The sequence below is a fragment of the Streptomyces sp. NPDC057939 genome, assembly GCF_042887545.1.
Classification (GTDB): domain Bacteria; phylum Actinomycetota; class Actinomycetes; order Streptomycetales; family Streptomycetaceae; genus Streptomyces.
In genome coordinates this window covers 25905-40901 of sequence record NZ_JBHVPG010000039.1, presented here as the reverse complement: position 1 = coordinate 40901, position 14997 = coordinate 25905, and the positions used below count along the sequence as shown (strand labels likewise).

16 protein-coding genes are annotated in these 14997 nt (G+C 73.2%); 5 read left to right on the top strand and 11 right to left on the bottom strand.

Annotated features, from left to right (window positions below; all coding sequences use genetic code 11):
* Positions 1–122 precede the first annotated feature (122 nt).
* Both ACFVS6_RS31260 and ACFVS6_RS31255 read left to right on the top strand, forming a co-directional pair.
* Positions 123–1871 carry a class I adenylate-forming enzyme family protein gene (locus ACFVS6_RS31260; protein WP_389709199.1) on the top strand — a complete coding sequence of 583 codons (1749 nt, stop codon included), beginning with the start codon at positions 123–125 and terminating at the stop codon, positions 1869–1871.
* Positions 1872–1931: 60 nt separating this feature from the next.
* Positions 1932–2543, top strand: a complete 612-nt coding sequence (locus tag ACFVS6_RS31255; RefSeq protein WP_389709134.1) for a TetR/AcrR family transcriptional regulator — start codon at positions 1932–1934, stop codon at positions 2541–2543.
* 13 nt (positions 2544–2556) lie between these two features.
* On the opposite strand, the gene ACFVS6_RS31250 is transcribed toward ACFVS6_RS31255, so the two are convergent.
* On the bottom strand, positions 2557–3666 hold the full coding sequence (locus tag ACFVS6_RS31250; protein WP_389709132.1) for an alkene reductase: 1110 nt from the start codon (positions 3664–3666) through the stop codon (positions 2557–2559).
* A gap of 60 nt (positions 3667–3726) precedes the next feature.
* Between ACFVS6_RS31250 and ACFVS6_RS31245 the strand changes: the two genes are divergently transcribed.
* The gene (locus ACFVS6_RS31245; RefSeq protein WP_389709197.1) at positions 3727–4107 is read left to right on the top strand and encodes a MerR family transcriptional regulator; all 381 of its coding nucleotides are present in this window, start codon (positions 3727–3729) and stop codon (positions 4105–4107) included.
* Positions 4108–4121: 14 nt separating this feature from the next.
* On the opposite strand, the gene ACFVS6_RS31240 is transcribed toward ACFVS6_RS31245, so the two are convergent.
* The 9 genes from ACFVS6_RS31240 to ACFVS6_RS31200 all read right to left on the bottom strand — a co-directional run bounded on the left by ACFVS6_RS31240 (position 4122) and on the right by ACFVS6_RS31200 (position 11592).
* Positions 4122–4775, bottom strand: coding sequence for an acetate uptake transporter (locus ACFVS6_RS31240; RefSeq protein WP_389709130.1), 654 nt, complete (start codon positions 4773–4775; stop codon positions 4122–4124).
* 277 nt (positions 4776–5052) lie between these two features.
* The gene (locus ACFVS6_RS31235) at positions 5053–6252 is read right to left on the bottom strand and encodes a S8 family serine peptidase (RefSeq protein WP_389709128.1); all 1200 of its coding nucleotides are present in this window, start codon (positions 6250–6252) and stop codon (positions 5053–5055) included.
* A gap of 190 nt (positions 6253–6442) precedes the next feature.
* Positions 6443–7687 carry an acyl-CoA dehydrogenase family protein gene (locus ACFVS6_RS31230; protein ID WP_389709125.1) on the bottom strand — a complete coding sequence of 415 codons (1245 nt, stop codon included), beginning with the start codon at positions 7685–7687 and terminating at the stop codon, positions 6443–6445.
* A 9-nt stretch (positions 7688–7696) separates the two neighbouring features.
* On the bottom strand, positions 7697–8737 hold the full coding sequence (locus tag ACFVS6_RS31225; protein WP_389709123.1) for a phosphotransferase family protein: 1041 nt from the start codon (positions 8735–8737) through the stop codon (positions 7697–7699).
* A gap of 201 nt (positions 8738–8938) precedes the next feature.
* Positions 8939–9850: an MBL fold metallo-hydrolase gene (locus ACFVS6_RS31220; protein WP_389709121.1), complete on the bottom strand. Its 912-nt coding sequence runs from the start codon at positions 9848–9850 to the stop codon at positions 8939–8941.
* An 87-nt stretch (positions 9851–9937) separates the two neighbouring features.
* Positions 9938–10234 carry a hypothetical protein gene (locus ACFVS6_RS31215; RefSeq protein WP_389709119.1) on the bottom strand — a complete coding sequence of 99 codons (297 nt, stop codon included), beginning with the start codon at positions 10232–10234 and terminating at the stop codon, positions 9938–9940.
* A 105-nt stretch (positions 10235–10339) separates the two neighbouring features.
* Positions 10340–10657 (bottom strand): DUF202 domain-containing protein, encoded by a 318-nt coding sequence (locus ACFVS6_RS31210; RefSeq protein ID WP_389709117.1) that lies wholly within the window; start codon positions 10655–10657, stop codon positions 10340–10342.
* A complete protein-coding gene (locus ACFVS6_RS31205) occupies positions 10654–11052 on the bottom strand; it encodes a YidH family protein (RefSeq protein ID WP_389709115.1) in 399 nt (132 codons plus the stop codon). The genes ACFVS6_RS31210 and ACFVS6_RS31205 overlap by 4 nt, the downstream gene beginning before the upstream one ends.
* 9 nt (positions 11053–11061) lie before the next feature.
* A complete protein-coding gene (locus tag ACFVS6_RS31200) occupies positions 11062–11592 on the bottom strand; it encodes an NUDIX hydrolase (RefSeq protein WP_389709113.1) in 531 nt (176 codons plus the stop codon).
* Between the two features lie 78 nt (positions 11593–11670).
* Here ACFVS6_RS31200 and ACFVS6_RS31195 point away from each other — a divergent pair, with 78 nt between their 5' ends.
* A complete protein-coding gene (locus tag ACFVS6_RS31195; RefSeq protein WP_389709111.1) occupies positions 11671–13326 on the top strand; it encodes an FAD-binding dehydrogenase in 1656 nt (551 codons plus the stop codon).
* A gap of 10 nt (positions 13327–13336) precedes the next feature.
* Here the strand turns inward: ACFVS6_RS31195 and ACFVS6_RS31190 are convergent, their stop codons facing one another.
* Entirely contained in the window at positions 13337–13786 is a 450-nt protein-coding gene (locus ACFVS6_RS31190) for an ASCH domain-containing protein (RefSeq protein WP_389709109.1), read from the bottom strand.
* A gap of 256 nt (positions 13787–14042) precedes the next feature.
* On the opposite strand from ACFVS6_RS31190, the gene ACFVS6_RS31185 reads away from it, so the two are divergent.
* The gene (locus ACFVS6_RS31185) at positions 14043–14993 is read left to right on the top strand and encodes a hypothetical protein (RefSeq protein WP_389709107.1); all 951 of its coding nucleotides are present in this window, start codon (positions 14043–14045) and stop codon (positions 14991–14993) included.
* Positions 14994–14997 lie beyond the last annotated feature (4 nt).

Genomic DNA, 14997 nt, shown 5'->3' with positions numbered 1-14997 from the left:
CGGCCCACGCCGCCCCGACCACCGAGGCCCCGGCCCACGCCGCCCCGACCACCGAGGCCCCGACCGCTGTCGCCGACCCGACCGCCGCCGCCCCCGGCTCCCGGTACGCCGCCCGTCCCTGGCTGCGGCAGCTGAGTCCCGCCCAGTTGGCCGCCGTCTCGCCGCGGCCCAGCGTGCTGCACGCGTTCCGGGCGGCCGTCGCCCGCGCCCCCGGCCGCCCGGCCCTCGCGTACTTCGACGGCCGGATCTCCTACGCCGAGGCCGACGCCCTCTCCGACTCCCTCGCCGGGCACCTGGCCGCGCGGGGCGTCGGCCGGGGCGACCGGGTGGCCGTCATGCTGCAGAACACCCCGCACTTCGTGCTCGCGGTGCTGGCCGCCTGGAAGGCCGGGGCGGTGGTCGTCCCGCTCAACCCGATGTACAAGTCCGCCGAGGTCCGCCGCGCCCTGCGCGACTCCGGCGCCGTCGCGCTGGTCTGCGAGGAGCGGGCCTGGCCGGCGTACCTGCGGGAGGCCGTGCGCGGGACGGCCGTACGGGACGTCCTGACCGCCCGCGACCGGGACTTCCAGACCCGCGACGACCCCCGCGTCCTGCCCGAGCGGCCCCCGCAGGCCGAGCCCCCGCAGGCCGAATCCCCGCAGGCCGAGCCCCCGCACGCCGAATCCCCGCACGCCGAGCCCCCCGGCGTCGAACCCCCGCACCCCCCGGAGCACGCGCCCGACGCCCCGCGCGGGGCGGACGTCCCCGTCCCCGCCGACCTCGCCGACACGGCCCGCCGGGGCCTGTCGGCGCCGCCCGACCCGCACCTGACGGCCGCCGACGCCGCCCTCATCAGCTACACCTCCGGCACCTCCGGCACCCCCAAGGGCGCGGTGAACCCGCACGGCGCGCTCACCTACAACGCCACCCGCCAGGTCACCGGGCACCCCCTCCCCGAGGGCGCCGGCTACTTCGCCCTCGCCCCGCTCTTCCACATCACCGGCATGGTCTGCGAGCTGGCCGCCTGCTTCACCAACGCCGGCACCCTCGTCCTCGCCCACCGCTTCGACGCCGGGACCGTCCTGGACGCCTTCCTCGAACACCGCCCCGCCTACACCATCGGCCCGGCCACCGCCTTCATCGCGCTCGCCGCCCACCCCGCCGTCACCCGCGACCACTTCGCCTCCTTCCAGGTGGTCTCCTCCGGCGGCGCGCCGCTCCCGCCCGCGCTCGTCGCGCGGCTGCGCACCACCTTCGGCTTCTACCTGCGCAACGGCTACGGCCTCACCGAGTGCACCGCCCCCTGCGCCTCCGTCCCCGCCCACCTCGAAGCCCCGGTAGACCCCGCCTCCGGCACCCTCTCGGTCGGTGTCCCCGGCGCGCAGACCCTCGTACGGATCCTCGACGAGCGGGGCGCCGAGGTCCCCTTCGGCGAGACCGGGGAGATCGCCGTCCGCGGCCCCCAGGTGGTGCCCGGCTACTGGGGGCTGCCCGAGGAGAGCGCGAAGGCCTTCCCGGACGGCGAACTGCGCACCGGCGACGTCGGCTTCATGGACGCCGACGGCTGGCTCTACGTCGTCGACCGGAAGAAGGACATGATCAACGCCGCCGGGTTCAAGGTCTGGCCGCGCGAGGTGGAGGACGTCCTCCACACCCACCCCGCCGTCCGCGAGGCGGCCGTCGTCGGGGTGCCCGACCCGTACCGCGGGGAGAGCGTGAAGGCGTACGTGAGCCTGTGGCCGGGAGCCTCGGCGGAGCCCGCCGAACTGGCCGCCCACTGCGCCGAGCGCATCGCCGCCTACAAGTACCCGCGCATAGTCGAGATCCTGCCTGTTCTTCCCCGGACGACCAGTGGCAAGATCCTGCGACGGGAACTGCGCGAGCGAGGCTGAAAACAGTCGGATGGTCGTACGACGCAGCAGCTGAGACATGAGGAAAGGAAGGCGAGCGCCATGGCAGCCAGGACCACCACGGAGCCGGCGGAGAACAACCGGGAGACCCCGGTGCCGCAGCGGCTGCTGGCCGTGGCCACCAGGCTGTTCGCCGAGCGTGGCTACGACCGCACCTCCGTCCAGGAGATCGTCGAGGCCGCGGGCGTCACCAAGGGCGCGCTGTACCACTACTTCGGGTCGAAGGACGACCTGCTGCACGAGGTGTACGCGCGGATGCTGCGCCTCCAGCAGCAGCGGCTCGACGCGGTGGCCGGATCCGATGCCCCCGTCGAGGAGCGGCTGCGGGCCGCGGCCGCCGACGTGGTGGTCACCACCATCGAGAACCTCGACGACGCGATGATCTTCTTCCGGTCGATGCACCAGCTCAGCCCGGAGAAGTACAAGCAGGTGAGGGCCGAGCGCAGGCGCTACCACGAGCGCTTCCGGGCCCTCGTCGAGGAGGGCCAGCGCACCGGGGTGTTCGCCGCGGCCACCCCCGCCGACCTGGTCGTCGACTTCTACTTCGGGTCCGTCCACCACCTGTCCACCTGGTACCGCACGGACGGCCCGCTCACCCCGCTCCAGGTCGCCGACCACCTGGCCGACCTGCTGCTGCGCTCCCTGCGCCCCTGAGCGGCGGTGCCGCTCACACGCGGGCCAGGGCAGGGTAGTCCGTGTACCCCTCCGCACCCCGTACGTGCATCAGGAACTCCGGCCGGAGCTCGTTGAGCGGGGCCCCGGTGCGCAGCCGCTCCACGAAGTCCGGGTTGGCGAGGAAGCCCCGCCCGAGCGCGATCAGGTCGGCGCCCGCCTCCAGCAGCCGCTCGCCCCGCCGCTTGCCGCCGTCGTCCGCGACCTCCTCGCGGGAGAGCGCGGGGTTGGCGATCAGCGTGCCGGGCCAGGCCGCCCGGAGCCCGGCGAAGACCGGCCCGTCCGGGTCGGCGTACACCTGGTGCAGGTAGACCGGCCCGATCTCGGCGAGGGCCGCGGTGAGCGCCGGGTAGATCTCCTCGGTGTCGCCCTCCTCGATGCCGTTGACCCCCAGTCCGGGGGAGACGCGCACGCCCACCCGGTCCGCGCCGATCGCCTCCACGACGGCCCGGACCACCTCGACGGTGAAGCGGATCCGGTTGCGCACGGGGCCGCCCCAGTCGTCGGTGCGACGGTTCGTGTTCCGCGAGAGGAACTGGTGGAGCAGGTGGCCGTTGGCCGAGTGCACCTCCACACCGGCGAAGCCCGCCTCGACGGCGTTGCGGGCGGCGGTCGCGAAATCGGCGATGGTGGCCCGGATGTCGGCGACGGTCATCTCGCGGGGCGGGAGGGCGTCCTGCAACCCGGAAGGGGTGTGCAGCGGCTCCGGGAAGCGAACCGCGGACGGGGCGAGCGGGACGAGCCCGCTGGTGTCGGGGTGGCCGACCCGCCCGCCGTGCTGGAGCTGGAGGAACATCCGCCCGCCGGCGGCGCGCACCGCGTCGGTGACCCGCTGCCAGCCGGCGATCTGCCCGGGGGAGTGGATGCCGGGGATGTACGGGTACGTCTGCCCGACGGCGTTCGGCGTGGTGCCCTCGGCGATGATCAGACCGGCCGAGGCGCGCTGCGCGTAGTGGGCGGCCATGAGGTCGCCCGGTACGCCGTCGGCGTCGGCCCGGTTGCGCGTCAGCGGCGCCATCACCAGGCGACTGGGCAGCTCCAGGCCGCCGAGGCGGGCGGGTTCGAAGAGGCGGGATCCGGCGGGTACCTGCTCGGTGTGCGTCATGCCGGTACCGTAGAACCTCACATTGGTGTCAGGTTCAAGGTCTCGGGTCGGGGGATGGGCATGCGGATCGGTGAACTGGCGGCGCGCACCGGGGTCGGCGCGCGGTCGCTGCGCTACTACGAGGAGCAGGGGCTGTTGGCGTCCGACCGGACCGCGGGCGGCCACCGGGACTACCCCGAGCGGGCCGTCGACCGGGTGATCCGGATCCAGGAGCTCTACGCGGCCGGACTGCACAGCGAGAGGATCGCCCGGATCCTGCCCTGCATGCGCGACGAGGACGGCGGCCCGTCCGTGCGCGCGACCCCGCTGCTGGTCGCCGAACTGACCGCCGAACGGGAGCGGATCGACCGGATGATCGGAGACCTGGAGCGTTCCCGCGACGTGCTGGACGAGGTCATCGGCACGGCCGCCGGCCTGCTCGCCACCGACGGCCCCGCCTGATCGTCCCCGGGGCCTCAGCCCAGCGGGAGCACCTTGCGGCCCCAGGTCTCCTCGGCCACCACGGCGAAGGAGACGTACCAGGCGATGCCCGCGCACAACAGGCCGAGGAAGCCGCCGACGTGGCCGAGGGCGGTGACCCGGGTGAGGTCGCCCAGGGCCAGGAAGAGGAAGGTCAGGGCGAGCACGGTGAAGAGCAGCCGGTGCGCCAGGTCCAGCTTCAGGGCGGCGACGGCCATGTAGGAGGTGAAGACGAACCAGGCGACGAGGAACCAGCCGGTCGCGATGTGGGCCTGGCCGGCGGGCAGGGTCGGGACGACGAACTTCACGTAACCCGCGAAGGACATCCAGAACGCGCCGTACGAGACGAACGCCGTGGTGGCGAAGGTGTTGCCACGACGGAACTCCATCGCGCCGGCGACGAACTGCGCGAGGCCCCCGTAGAAGAGGGCGAGCGGCAGGACGACCGCGCTCAGTGCCGTGTCCGCGATCAGGCCGGAGTTGAAGAGGCTGAGCACGAAGGTGGTCAGCGCGAACGCGGCCAGGCCCAGGGGACCGGGGTTGGCGACGCTGGGAGCCGGCGCCTGCGGGCCGGCCTGGGGCGCGGCGGGCTGCGGGACGGTCGCGCCGGCCGGGGCGGGGGCGGCCGGGGTCAGGGTGGAGCTGGGCATGGCGATATGCACCTTCGGTGGGGGGATGTTCCGAATATAGCCCACCGTGCGGGACCCCTCCGACCGGTTCGACCGGGACCCGACGGGGCCGAGGTCCCCTCCCGAAGGGGCCGATCGGCCGGGTCGGCCCCGTCGGCCGGACCGGCCGCGGGGGCCCCGCACGACGGACCGGCCCGCCCCCCGGCGCGCCCCTGGTGGGGGCGGCAGGAGGACGGGCCGGTCCGGTTCATCGACTGCGTCCGCTACGTCCGGTGCGTCCGGTGCGTTTGGTCACCCGTTACGGGGCGACCTTCAGCAGCTTGTTCGCCGTGCCGGTGGAGGGGTTGGTGACCGCGCCCGCGGTCGCCGCCGCGGTCAGGGCCGCCGCGGTCTGCGCCGGGGTCGAGGACGGGTGCCCGGACAGGTAGAGGGCGGCGGCGCCCGCCACGTGCGGGGCGGCCATCGAGGTGCCCGAGATGGTCTTCGTGCCGGTGTCGCTGTCGTTCCAGGCCGAGGTGATGTCCGAGCCGGGAGCGTAGAGGTCCACCACGGAGCCGAAGTTGGAGAAGTCGGACTGCGCGTCGTCGATGGTGCTCGACGCCACGGTCAGGGCCTCCGTGACCCGGGAGGGCGAACCCTGACCCGCGTCGCTCGACTCGTTGCCCGCCGCGACGGAGAACGTGACGCCCGCGGCGACGGCACGCCGCACCGCCTCGTCGAGCGCCTCGTCGGCGCCGCCGCCCAGGCTCATGTTGGCGACGGAGGGGCCGGAGTGGTTCTTGGTGACCCAGTCGATGCCGGCGACGACCTGCTCGGTGGTGCCCGAGCCGTTGTCGTCCAGCACCCGCACCGCCACCAGCTTCGCCTTCTTGGCGACGCCGTGCGCGGTCCCCGCGACCGTGCCGGCGACGTGGGTGCCGTGGCCGTTGCCGTCGTCGGCGCTGTCGTCGTTGTCGATGGCGTCGAAGCCGTGCGTGGCACGGCCGCCGAAGTCCTCGTGCGTCACGCGTATGCCGGTGTCGATGACGTACGCCGTGACCCCTTCACCGGCCTTGTCCGGGTAGTCGTACTTCTTGTCACCTTCCTTCGCGGTCTGGTCGATCCGGTCCAGCCCCCAGGACGGCGGGTTGGGCTGACTGGCCTTGATGGTGAACTTCTTGTTCTGCACGACCTTGCCGACGGCCGGGTCCGCGGCGAGCCGCTTGGCCTCCGTCTCGCTCAGTCCGGAGGCCGAGAAGCCGTTGACCTGGGAGCCGTAACTGCGTTGCAGTTCGCCTCCGTACTTGTTGGCGAGCTTCGCCTTGTCCGCGGATTCGTCCAGGATGACGACGTAGCTTCCGCTGATCGCACCAGGGGCGCCCAGTCCGTAGACCGTGCCCTCGGCCGGCGCCGCCGCCCCCGCGAAGGGGGTGGCGATCAGGGTGACGGCGGCCGCGGTGGCGGCTCCCGCACCGATGGCCGCGTAACGGAAACCGCGCGAACGCTTGTGAGTTGCCATGTGGAGGGTTCTCCTCGTGGGTGACGTGTGGGGCGTCGAACCTTCTGGAGAACCCTGTTCCGATTGACAGGCGCAAATCAAGATCGCCCCTGCCTTTCAGCCTTATTCAACAAGGTTTCTTAAAAGACCCCCCGCATCGCCTTCACCGTGCACACACGTTCACCCGAACTCCCGCACGAACGCCCCACTTTCAGGGCCGGCCGCCCGCGTACTTCCTCAGCTCCCGGTGCGCCAACGAGCGCTGGTGCACCTCGTCGGGTCCGTCGGCCAGCTGCAAGGTCCTTGCTGCGGCCCACAGTTCGGCCAGCGGGAAGTCCTGGCTCACCCCGCCCGCGCCGTGCAACTGCACCGCCCGGTCCAGGATCCCCACGACCGTGCGCGGGGTCGCGATCTTGATGGCCTGGATCTCCGTGTGCGCCCCCCGGTTGCCCACCGTGTCCATCAGCCAGGCCGTCTTCAGCACCAGCAGCCGCAACTGCTCGACGGCGACCCGCGCGTCCGCGATCCAGCCCTGCACGACTCCCTGGGCGGCCAACTCCTTGCCGAAGGCGGTACGTCCCACCGCGCGCCGGCACATCAACTCGATGGCCCGCTCCGCCATGCCGATCAGCCGCATGCAGTGGTGGATCCGACCCGGGCCGAGGCGGGCCTGCGCGATGGCGAAACCACCGCCCTCCTCGCCGACCAGGTTCCCCACCGGGACCCGGGCCCCGTCGAAGACCACCTCGGCGTGTCCGCCGTGATCGTGGTCCTCGTACCCGTACACCTTCATCGCCCGGCGGACCTCCACGCCCGGGGTGTCGCGCGGCACCAGGACCATGGACTGCTGGCGGCGCGGATCGGCGCCCTCCGGGTCGGTCTTGCCCATGACGATGAAGACCTTGCAATCCGGGTTCATCGCCCCGGAGATGTACCACTTGCGTCCGGTGACCACGTACTCGTCACCGACCCGCTCGATCCGCGTCTCGACGTTCGTCGCGTCCGAGGAGGCGACGTCGGGCTCGGTCATCGCGAACGCGGAGCGGATCTCCCCCGCCAGCAGCGGCTCCAGCCACTGCTTCCTCTGCGCCTCGTCCCCGAACTGCGCGAGCAGCTCCATGTTCCCCGTGTCCGGGGCCGCGCAGTTCGTCGCCATCGGAGCCAGGTGCGGGCTGCGGCCGGTGATCTCCGCCAGCGGGGCGTACTGGAGGTTGGTCAGCCCCGCGCCGTACTTCGTGCCCGGCCCGCCGTGCTGGTCCACGAAGAACAGGTTCCACAGGCCCTGCCGGCGCGCCTCGGCCTTCAGCTCACCGAAGACGGCCGGGGTGTCCCAGGGCGAGGCCAGCCGTGCGCGCTGCTCGGCGGCGACGGCTTCCGCCGGGTACACGTGCTCCTCCATGAACGCGAGCAGCCGCTCGCGGAGTTCCTCGGTCCGGGTGTCGTATGCGAAGTCCATGGGGAGTCCTCAGCCTTTCTGGAGTTCTTCGAGGGTGGTCAGGCCGTGCTCGATGAAGACCGGGACCAGCTCGCCGATCCGGTCGAAGCCCGCACCGACGGTCTGTCCGAGCGTGTAGCGGTAGTGGATGCCTTCGAGGATCACCGCGAGCTTGAACCAGGCGAAGGCCGTGTACCAGGCGATGGCGCCGGTGTCCCTCCCGGAGCGGACGGCGTAGCGCTCGATCAGCTCGGCGGGCGCCGGATGCCCCGGGGCCCGACTCGTGGTGCTGACCGGTGAATCGGTGAGGCCCAGGTCGGAGCTGTACATCACCAGCAGCCCGAGGTCCGTCAGCGGGTCGCCCAGCGTGGACATCTCCCAGTCCAGCACCGCCCTGATCGTGTCGTCCGGCCCGCCGATCAGCACGTTGTCCAGGCGGAAGTCCCCGTGCACCACAGTCGGCGCGGGGGAGCGTGGCAGGGTCCGGCCCAGGGCGTCTTGCAACTCCTCGATCCCGGCGAGCTCCCGGCCCCGGGAAGCCGCGAGCTGCTTGCCCCAGCGCCGCAACTGCCGTTCCAGGAAGCCGTCGGGCCGGCCGAAGTCGCCCAGGCCCACCGCCTCCGGATCGACCGCGTGCAGGTCGACGAGGGTGTCCACCAGGCCGAGCACCGCCCGCCGGGTGCGCTCGGGCCCGATCCCGGCGAGCTGGTCGGCCGTCCGGTAGGGGACGCCGTCCACGTACTCCATGACGTAGAACGGCGCCCCCAGCACGGAATCGTCCTCGCAGAGCAGCAGAGGCTCCGGCACCGGCACGGCCGTCCCGTGGAGGGCCGCGATCACCCGGTGTTCGCGCCGCATGTCGTGCGCGGTGGCCAGGACGTGGCCGAGCGGCGGGCGGCGCACCACCCAGTGGCCGGAGCCGTCGGTGACCGCGTACGTCAGGTTCGAGCGGCCGCCCTCGATCAGTCGGCCGCTCAGCGGACCGGACACGAGGCCGGGCAGATCGGCGTCGAGGCGGTCGCGCAGCCTTTCCAGGTCGAGGCCTCGCGGATGGTCCGGGGCTGGGGTCATGGTGGGCACCTCCGTACGGAGTGGACGGCAACGGGCTGGACGCCCGGGAGCCATCATGCCGACCAGTCGGTATGCCGTCCAGAGCGTGGCCCCGGGAAACCTCGTCCGGCCGCACCGGATCACCCCGCCCGGGGCACCTCCGCTGTGCTCGCCTCGCGCGTGACACGGGCGGTCGGCTCGCGCGTGACCCGGGCGCTCATCTCACGCGTGACACAGGATCGGCGTCCCGCCGTTCATCACCGTCATGTCCCGCAGCACCGCCAGGATGTCCAGCGGTGCCCCCTCCGGCTCCCCGGCCAGCTCCGCGTACGCCCGGTGGACGTTCGCCACGAGCCGCTCGCTCTCCCGCCAGGAGGCGAACTCGCCCAGGTCGGCCCGGCGCGCCGTCTCCAACGGGGTCAGCCCCCGCGACCGGCCCTCCCGGGCGAGCTCGCCCACGTGGCGCAGGTACCGCTCGGTGGAGTCGTACGCCGACGGGTCGGTCAGCGGTCCGTGGCCCGGAACGACGGTCCGGGCGCCCAACTCCCGCAGCCGCTCCAGCGCGCGCAGCGATCCGGACAGCGAGCCCATCGCCAGGAACGGCGTACCGCCGGCGAAGACCAGGTCCCCCGTGAACACGACCTTCTGCCGGGGCAGCCACACGACCGAGTCCCCGGTGGTGTGCGCGACACCGGGGTGGAGCACCCGCACCTCGATGCCGCCGACGTGCAGGGTCAACCGGTCGGCGTACGTCAGATCGGGCGGGGTGATCTCGACCTTGCCGAAGTCCGTCGCGGGCCAGATCATCTCCAGCTGGTGTCCGGCGGCGAGCTGCTCGGCCCGCGCCGCCTCGTGCCCGAGGATCACCGCCCCGGGGGCGAAGACGCCGTTGCCGTAGGTGTGGTCGCCGTGGTGGTGGGTGTTCACCACCGTCCGGGGCAGCGGCACCCCGGCCGCGAGGACGGCCCCGCGCAGGGCCAGCGCCCGCCGTTCGGTGGCTGCCGTGTCGACGAGCAGGGTCCGCCCGCCGTCGCTCACGAAACCGGCGTTGTTCAGGCACCAGCCGCCGTCCGGCTGGACGTACGCGTACACACCGGGCGCGGGTTGGGCGAGGTACGGCTCTTCGACGGACATCCGGACTCTCCCCGGGTCGCTGTGACGGTCCGTCGGCATCCTGCCACCCGGCGCCCCGCCCGGGGAGGGCGGGTGCCGGTGGCCGGATCAGTGGTCGTCGTAGTGGCCCTCGTGCTCGGCGTGCCGGTGCCCGTCGTGCAGGTAGTCCAGGTGGTCGCCGTGGGGGACCGCGTCGTGCCCGCAGCCCGATCCGTGCGCGTGCGGGTGGGCCTCGTGCGTGGTGTGCCCCGGGGTCTCGCACTCGTCCCAGTGGCCGGAGTGCTCCCGGTGCAGGTGCCCGTCGTGCGCGTAGTCGACGTGGTCCCCGTGCGAGACGGCCTGGTGACCGCAGTCCGGGCCGTGGGTGTGCTCGTGCGTCGGGTGTTCGTGGTGCAGGGTCGTCATGGCGCAGAGGCTAGTGCGATTCACCCCGGAACACCCGGTGTGTCCCGCTTCGTGTCGCGGTCATGGGCACAGGCGGCGGCAGCGGCGCGGGGGCACCCGCGCCGCTCAGAGGATCACCGCGACGGCCAGGACCGCCAGCGCCACCGTGCACGCCACCACCCCCAGGGCCGCCCGCGGCGCCAGCCCCCGGGGTCGGGCGGCCGCCAGCTCCCGCATCCGCCGGTGCGCCACCCACAGGAAGACGACCCAGATCAGGACGGTCACGGCCGCGCCGCCCACCTCGGTCGGACTGCCCGTCCCCCGCATCGCCTGCCGCACGGCCAGCACCGCCACCACGGAGCAGGCAAGCGTCGTGCGCCGCCACGCGAGCCGGGTCCGCTCCGGTTGCAGGCCCGCGTCGCGGACCTCGCCGGAAACGCTCACCGCCCCGTCGTCCAGCCCAGCAGGACCACGGCGACCATCACCACCGCGACCAGCCCGACGCACAGGCTCAGCACCACGGGGAACCGCGACAGCGGCAGGTCCTCGCCCCGCCGCATCGCCCGCTCGCACCGCGTCCAGTGGTTCACCGCGCGCAGGGCGCACGCCGCGCCCACCGCCAGCAGCGCGAAGGCCATCCCGACCCGGACCCCCCACCGCAGGTCCGGCAGGAACTGGTCCACCGCGAACCCACCGCCCACCAGGGCCAGCGAGGTGCGGATCCAGGCCAGGAAGGTCCGCTCGTTGGCCAGCGAGAAGCGGTAGTCGGGGGTCTCGCCCTCGTCCCTCAGCCGCGATGGTGCGAACCAGAGGCGCACGTCCTTGACGAAGTCGATCACCCGACCAATCTACTGGCGCGGCCCCCGGAACTCCCGCAGCCGCCGGTACGCCTCCAGCCCGTCCGGCACCCAGGGCCACCGCGCGTCCGTGACGCGCCGCTCCAGTTCGCCGGGAGTCAGCCAGGCGTGCCAGTCCACCTCCGAGACCTGCGGGGACACCGGCAGCTCGCAGCGCACCTCGTACACCGAGGACCACCAGGCACCGCCCGGACCCTCGTACAGGAACTTGAACAACGGCGCCGGCGGCTCCAGCCCCCGCACCCCGAGTTCCTCCTCGGCCTCCCGCAGGGCGGCGCCCGCGTAGTCCTCCCCGGCGCCCAGCACCCCGCCCACGAACATGTCGTAGTACGAGGGGAAGACCAGCTTCGACGCGGTCCGGCGGTGCACGAAGACCCGCCCCCGCGCGTCCGTCGCCCGGACGAACACGCACCGGTGGATCAGCCCCCGGGCGTACACCTCGCCCCGCGGGGCCCGCCCGGTGACCCGGTCGTCCCGGTCCACCACGTCCAGTACTTCATCAGCGGCACTCACACGATCCATCCAACCACCGCTGTTGACTGGTTACCGCTCCGTAGCCAAGGATCTGCCCCACCACCGACTCCGGAGGACGGGCAACGCATGACGTACGACGCTGACGTGATCGTGATCGGAGCGGGGCTCGCCGGCCTCGTGGCCACCGCCGAGCTCGTCGACGCGGGCCGCAAGGTCATCCTCGTCGACCAGGAACCCGAGCAGTCGATCGGCGGCCAGGCCCACTGGTCCTTCGGCGGCCTGTTCTTCGTGGACTCTCCCGAGCAGCGCCGCATGCGCATCAAGGACACCCACGAACTCGCCCTCCAGGACTGGCTCGGCACGGCCGGGTTCGACCGGGAGGAGGACGCCTGGCCGCGCCGCTGGGCCGAGGCGTACGTCGACTTCGCGGCGGGAGAGAAGCGGCCCTGGCTGCACGCCCAAGGCGTCCGCTTCTTCCCCGTCGTCGGCTGGGCGGAGCGCGGCGGCTACGACGCCAACGGCCACGGGAACTCCGTCCCCCGCTTCCACATCACCTGGGGCACCGGGCCGGGCCTGGTCGCTCCCTTCGAGCGCCGGGTCCGCGCCGGGGTCGCCCGCGGGCTCGTCCGCCTCGCGTTCCGCCACCGCGTCACCGGCCTCGCCTCGACCGCGGGCGTCGTCGACACCGTCACCGGGGAGGTCCTGGCCCCCTCGGACGCCGAACGGGGCACCGCGAGCAGCCGCGAGGCCTCCGGTGCCTTCAGCCTGCGGGCCCAGGCCGTGATCGTGACCAGCGGGGGCATCGGCGGCAACCACGACCTCGTCCGCCGGCAGTGGCCCGCCCGCCTCGGCACCCCGCCCGAGCGGATGCTCTCCGGTGTGCCCGCCCACGTGGACGGGCTGATGCTCGGGATCACCGAGGACGCCGGCGCGAGCCACATCAACAAGGACCGGATGTGGCACTACACCGAGGGCATCGAGAACTGGAACCCGATCTGGTCCCGCCACGGCATCCGGATCCTGCCCGGCCCGTCCTCGCTGTGGCTGGACGCCACCGGCCGACGGCTTCCCGTACCGCTCTTCCCGGGCTTCGACACCCTCGGCACCCTCGAACACATCATGCGGACCGGCCACGACCACACCTGGTTCGTCCTCAACGAGCGCATCATCGGCAAGGAGTTCGCGCTCTCCGGCTCCGAGCAGAACCCGGACCTCACCGGCAAGTCCGTCCGTGACGTCATCACCCGCGCCCGCCAGGCCGTACCCGGCCCCGTGAAGGCCTTCATGGACAACGGCGCCGACTTCGTCGTCGAGCGGGACCTGTCGGCCCTGGTGCGCGGCATGAACGCCGTCACCAAGGAGGACCTGCTCGACGAGGCCACCGTCCGGCGCGAGCTGGTGGCCCGGGACCGGGAGATCGCCAACCCCTTCACCAAGGACCTTCAGGTGACGGCGATCCACGGCGCCCGCCGATACCTCGGCGACAAACTGGTCCGCACCGTCGCCCCGCACCGGATCCTGGACCCCGCGGCGGGCCCGCTGATCGCCGTCCGGCTCTCGATCCTGACCCGCAAGTCGCTCGGCGGCCTGGAGACCGACCTGTCCTCGCGCGTCCTGACCCCCGCCGGCGACCCGCTCCCCGGGGTGTACGCGGCCGGCGAGGCGGCCGGCTTCGGCGGCGGGGGAGTCCACGGCTACCGCGCCCTGGAGGGCACCTTCCTCGGCGGCTGCATCTTCTCGGGCCGCGCCGCGGGCCGCGCCGCGGCGAAGGCGGTGGGCTGACCCGGGACCCCTACCCTTCCGCCGGCCGGGGTTCCCGGACGAGCCGTTCGGTGACCCGGAACCGCTCCGCGACGACCAACGTGTCGTCGTCGACCGTGTACCCCGGGTCGCCGAGCACCGCGCGCACCGGCTCGGAGTGCCAGAACCCCTCGTGCGCCGTGCGCCATTCGGCCACCGACGCGTACCCCTCGCCCTCGTCGAGGGCGTGCCGCAGCGGAACGTCCGCCAGCCGCAGCACCTCCACGCCGGTGACCTCGACCACGGCCAGACCCGCCTCGTCCGAGTCGACCAGGACGGCCCGGTCGCCAGGCGCCGGCAGCGGTTCGCCCTCGGCCTCGTACTCCGCGAGGAGGCCGGTGGTACTGGTCTTCGCGCCGCTCAGCACCGCCGCGACCAGCTGGTCGCGCAGCGGCCCGGGGAAGCCGAGGAGGTAGGGAGGAAGATCGTCGGGGGATGCCATGGACCCAGCCTATGCGCCGCCCCGGGCCGCTCCGAACGATATTCGGGCCGCCCCAACTGGAGTCTCGTCAGCACCAGTTGAAACCCGCCACGCAGTGGACTGGACCTTGACGTGGAGCTGTGCGTACCGCTTAGCTGTATGTGATCATCCGAGTCCTCACCGGCATGATCCAACCCGCACCACCGCACCGCTCACCACCCCGTGCGCTCCCGCGCACGTCGTCCACCCGCGCCCGCGCTCTGGAGGGAACCCGCGGATGTCCCCGCCTCCGCCGCCCCTCGGCCGCGCCCGCAAGCGGGACGCGCAGCTCTTCGACCCGGCCCTGTGCGACACCGAACTCGTCGACGTGCGGACCCAGTTCGCGCAAGGCCGCTGGTCCAGGGCCCGCGCCCTCCTGGTGGGCACCGGCGACGACTGGGACCGCCGCGGCCACCGCGTCGTCGTCCTGGCCGAAACCCCGGCCGCCACCGCCTGGGCCCGTGAATGGCTGCTCGCCGAACCCGACAGCGCCGACGCGGCCACCCTCCTCGCCTGCGCCAGCGTCTTCACGGCCCTGCGGCACAAGGGCACCCCCGAAGCCGCCGAGGAGGCCTGCCGCCGCGCCGCCGTCCTGCTCCCCGCCGACCCCACCCCCTGGCTGGGCCTGCTCATGCTCTCCGGGTCCTTCGGCACCGAGGAGGAATTCAGCCGGCACTTCGACCAGGTCCGGGCCCGCCACCGCGAGCACCACCACGCCCACCACCTGATGGTCGCCCGACTCGCCGAGCGCACCCCCGCCACCGGCCAGGACCCCCTCCACGAGGTCTACGACTTCGCCGCCTGGGCGGCCGAGGAGTCCCCGGCGGACTCACCGCTCGCCGTGCTCCCCGTCATCGCCCACGCCGAGCGCTACCGGGTCCTCGCCGCGGCCCAGGGCCGCACCGCCCCCGGGGCCGCCGCCGAGCACTGGTCCGGCCGCCGCGCCCGCACCGTGCTGCGCTCCGCCTTCGACTGGTGGCTGGAGTGGGAGCGCGAGGACCACCCCCGCAACCGCGTCGACCTCAACTTCCTGGCCCACGCCAAGCTCTGCGAGGGCCGCTCCGCCGAGGCCGCCGCCCTCTTCCACCGCATCGGCGCCCACGCCACCCCGGCTCCCTGGTCCTACCCCGACCGGGACCCGCACAAGGCCTTCCTCGCCGCGCGCAGCGTCGCGCTCGGCACCGCCTAGCCCC

What these genes read in the sequence shown, in the direction of transcription:
- ACFVS6_RS31235 (WP_389709128.1), bottom strand. Translation starts at nt 6,252, where the DNA reads ATGGCAACTCACAAGCGTTCGCGCGGTTTCCGTTACGCGGCCATCGGT.
- ACFVS6_RS31230 (WP_389709125.1), bottom strand. Translation starts at nt 7,687, where the DNA reads ATGGACTTCGCATACGACACCCGGACCGAGGAACTCCGCGAGCGGCTG.
- ACFVS6_RS31185 (WP_389709107.1), top strand. Translation starts at nt 14,043, where the DNA reads ATGTCCCCGCCTCCGCCGCCCCTCGGCCGCGCCCGCAAGCGGGACGCG.
- ACFVS6_RS31190 (WP_389709109.1), bottom strand. Translation starts at nt 13,786, where the DNA reads ATGGCATCCCCCGACGATCTTCCTCCCTACCTCCTCGGCTTCCCCGGG.
- ACFVS6_RS31240 (WP_389709130.1), bottom strand. Translation starts at nt 4,775, where the DNA reads ATGCCCAGCTCCACCCTGACCCCGGCCGCCCCCGCCCCGGCCGGCGCG.
- ACFVS6_RS31195 (WP_389709111.1), top strand. Translation starts at nt 11,671, where the DNA reads ATGACGTACGACGCTGACGTGATCGTGATCGGAGCGGGGCTCGCCGGC.
- ACFVS6_RS31225 (WP_389709123.1), bottom strand. Translation starts at nt 8,737, where the DNA reads ATGACCCCAGCCCCGGACCATCCGCGAGGCCTCGACCTGGAAAGGCTG.
- ACFVS6_RS31220 (WP_389709121.1), bottom strand. Translation starts at nt 9,850, where the DNA reads ATGTCCGTCGAAGAGCCGTACCTCGCCCAACCCGCGCCCGGTGTGTAC.
- ACFVS6_RS31200 (WP_389709113.1), bottom strand. Translation starts at nt 11,592, where the DNA reads ATGGATCGTGTGAGTGCCGCTGATGAAGTACTGGACGTGGTGGACCGG.
- ACFVS6_RS31215 (WP_389709119.1), bottom strand. Translation starts at nt 10,234, where the DNA reads ATGACGACCCTGCACCACGAACACCCGACGCACGAGCACACCCACGGC.
- ACFVS6_RS31245 (WP_389709197.1), top strand. Translation starts at nt 3,727, where the DNA reads ATGCGGATCGGTGAACTGGCGGCGCGCACCGGGGTCGGCGCGCGGTCG.
- ACFVS6_RS31250 (WP_389709132.1), bottom strand. Translation starts at nt 3,666, where the DNA reads ATGACGCACACCGAGCAGGTACCCGCCGGATCCCGCCTCTTCGAACCC.
- ACFVS6_RS31255 (WP_389709134.1), top strand. Translation starts at nt 1,932, where the DNA reads ATGGCAGCCAGGACCACCACGGAGCCGGCGGAGAACAACCGGGAGACC.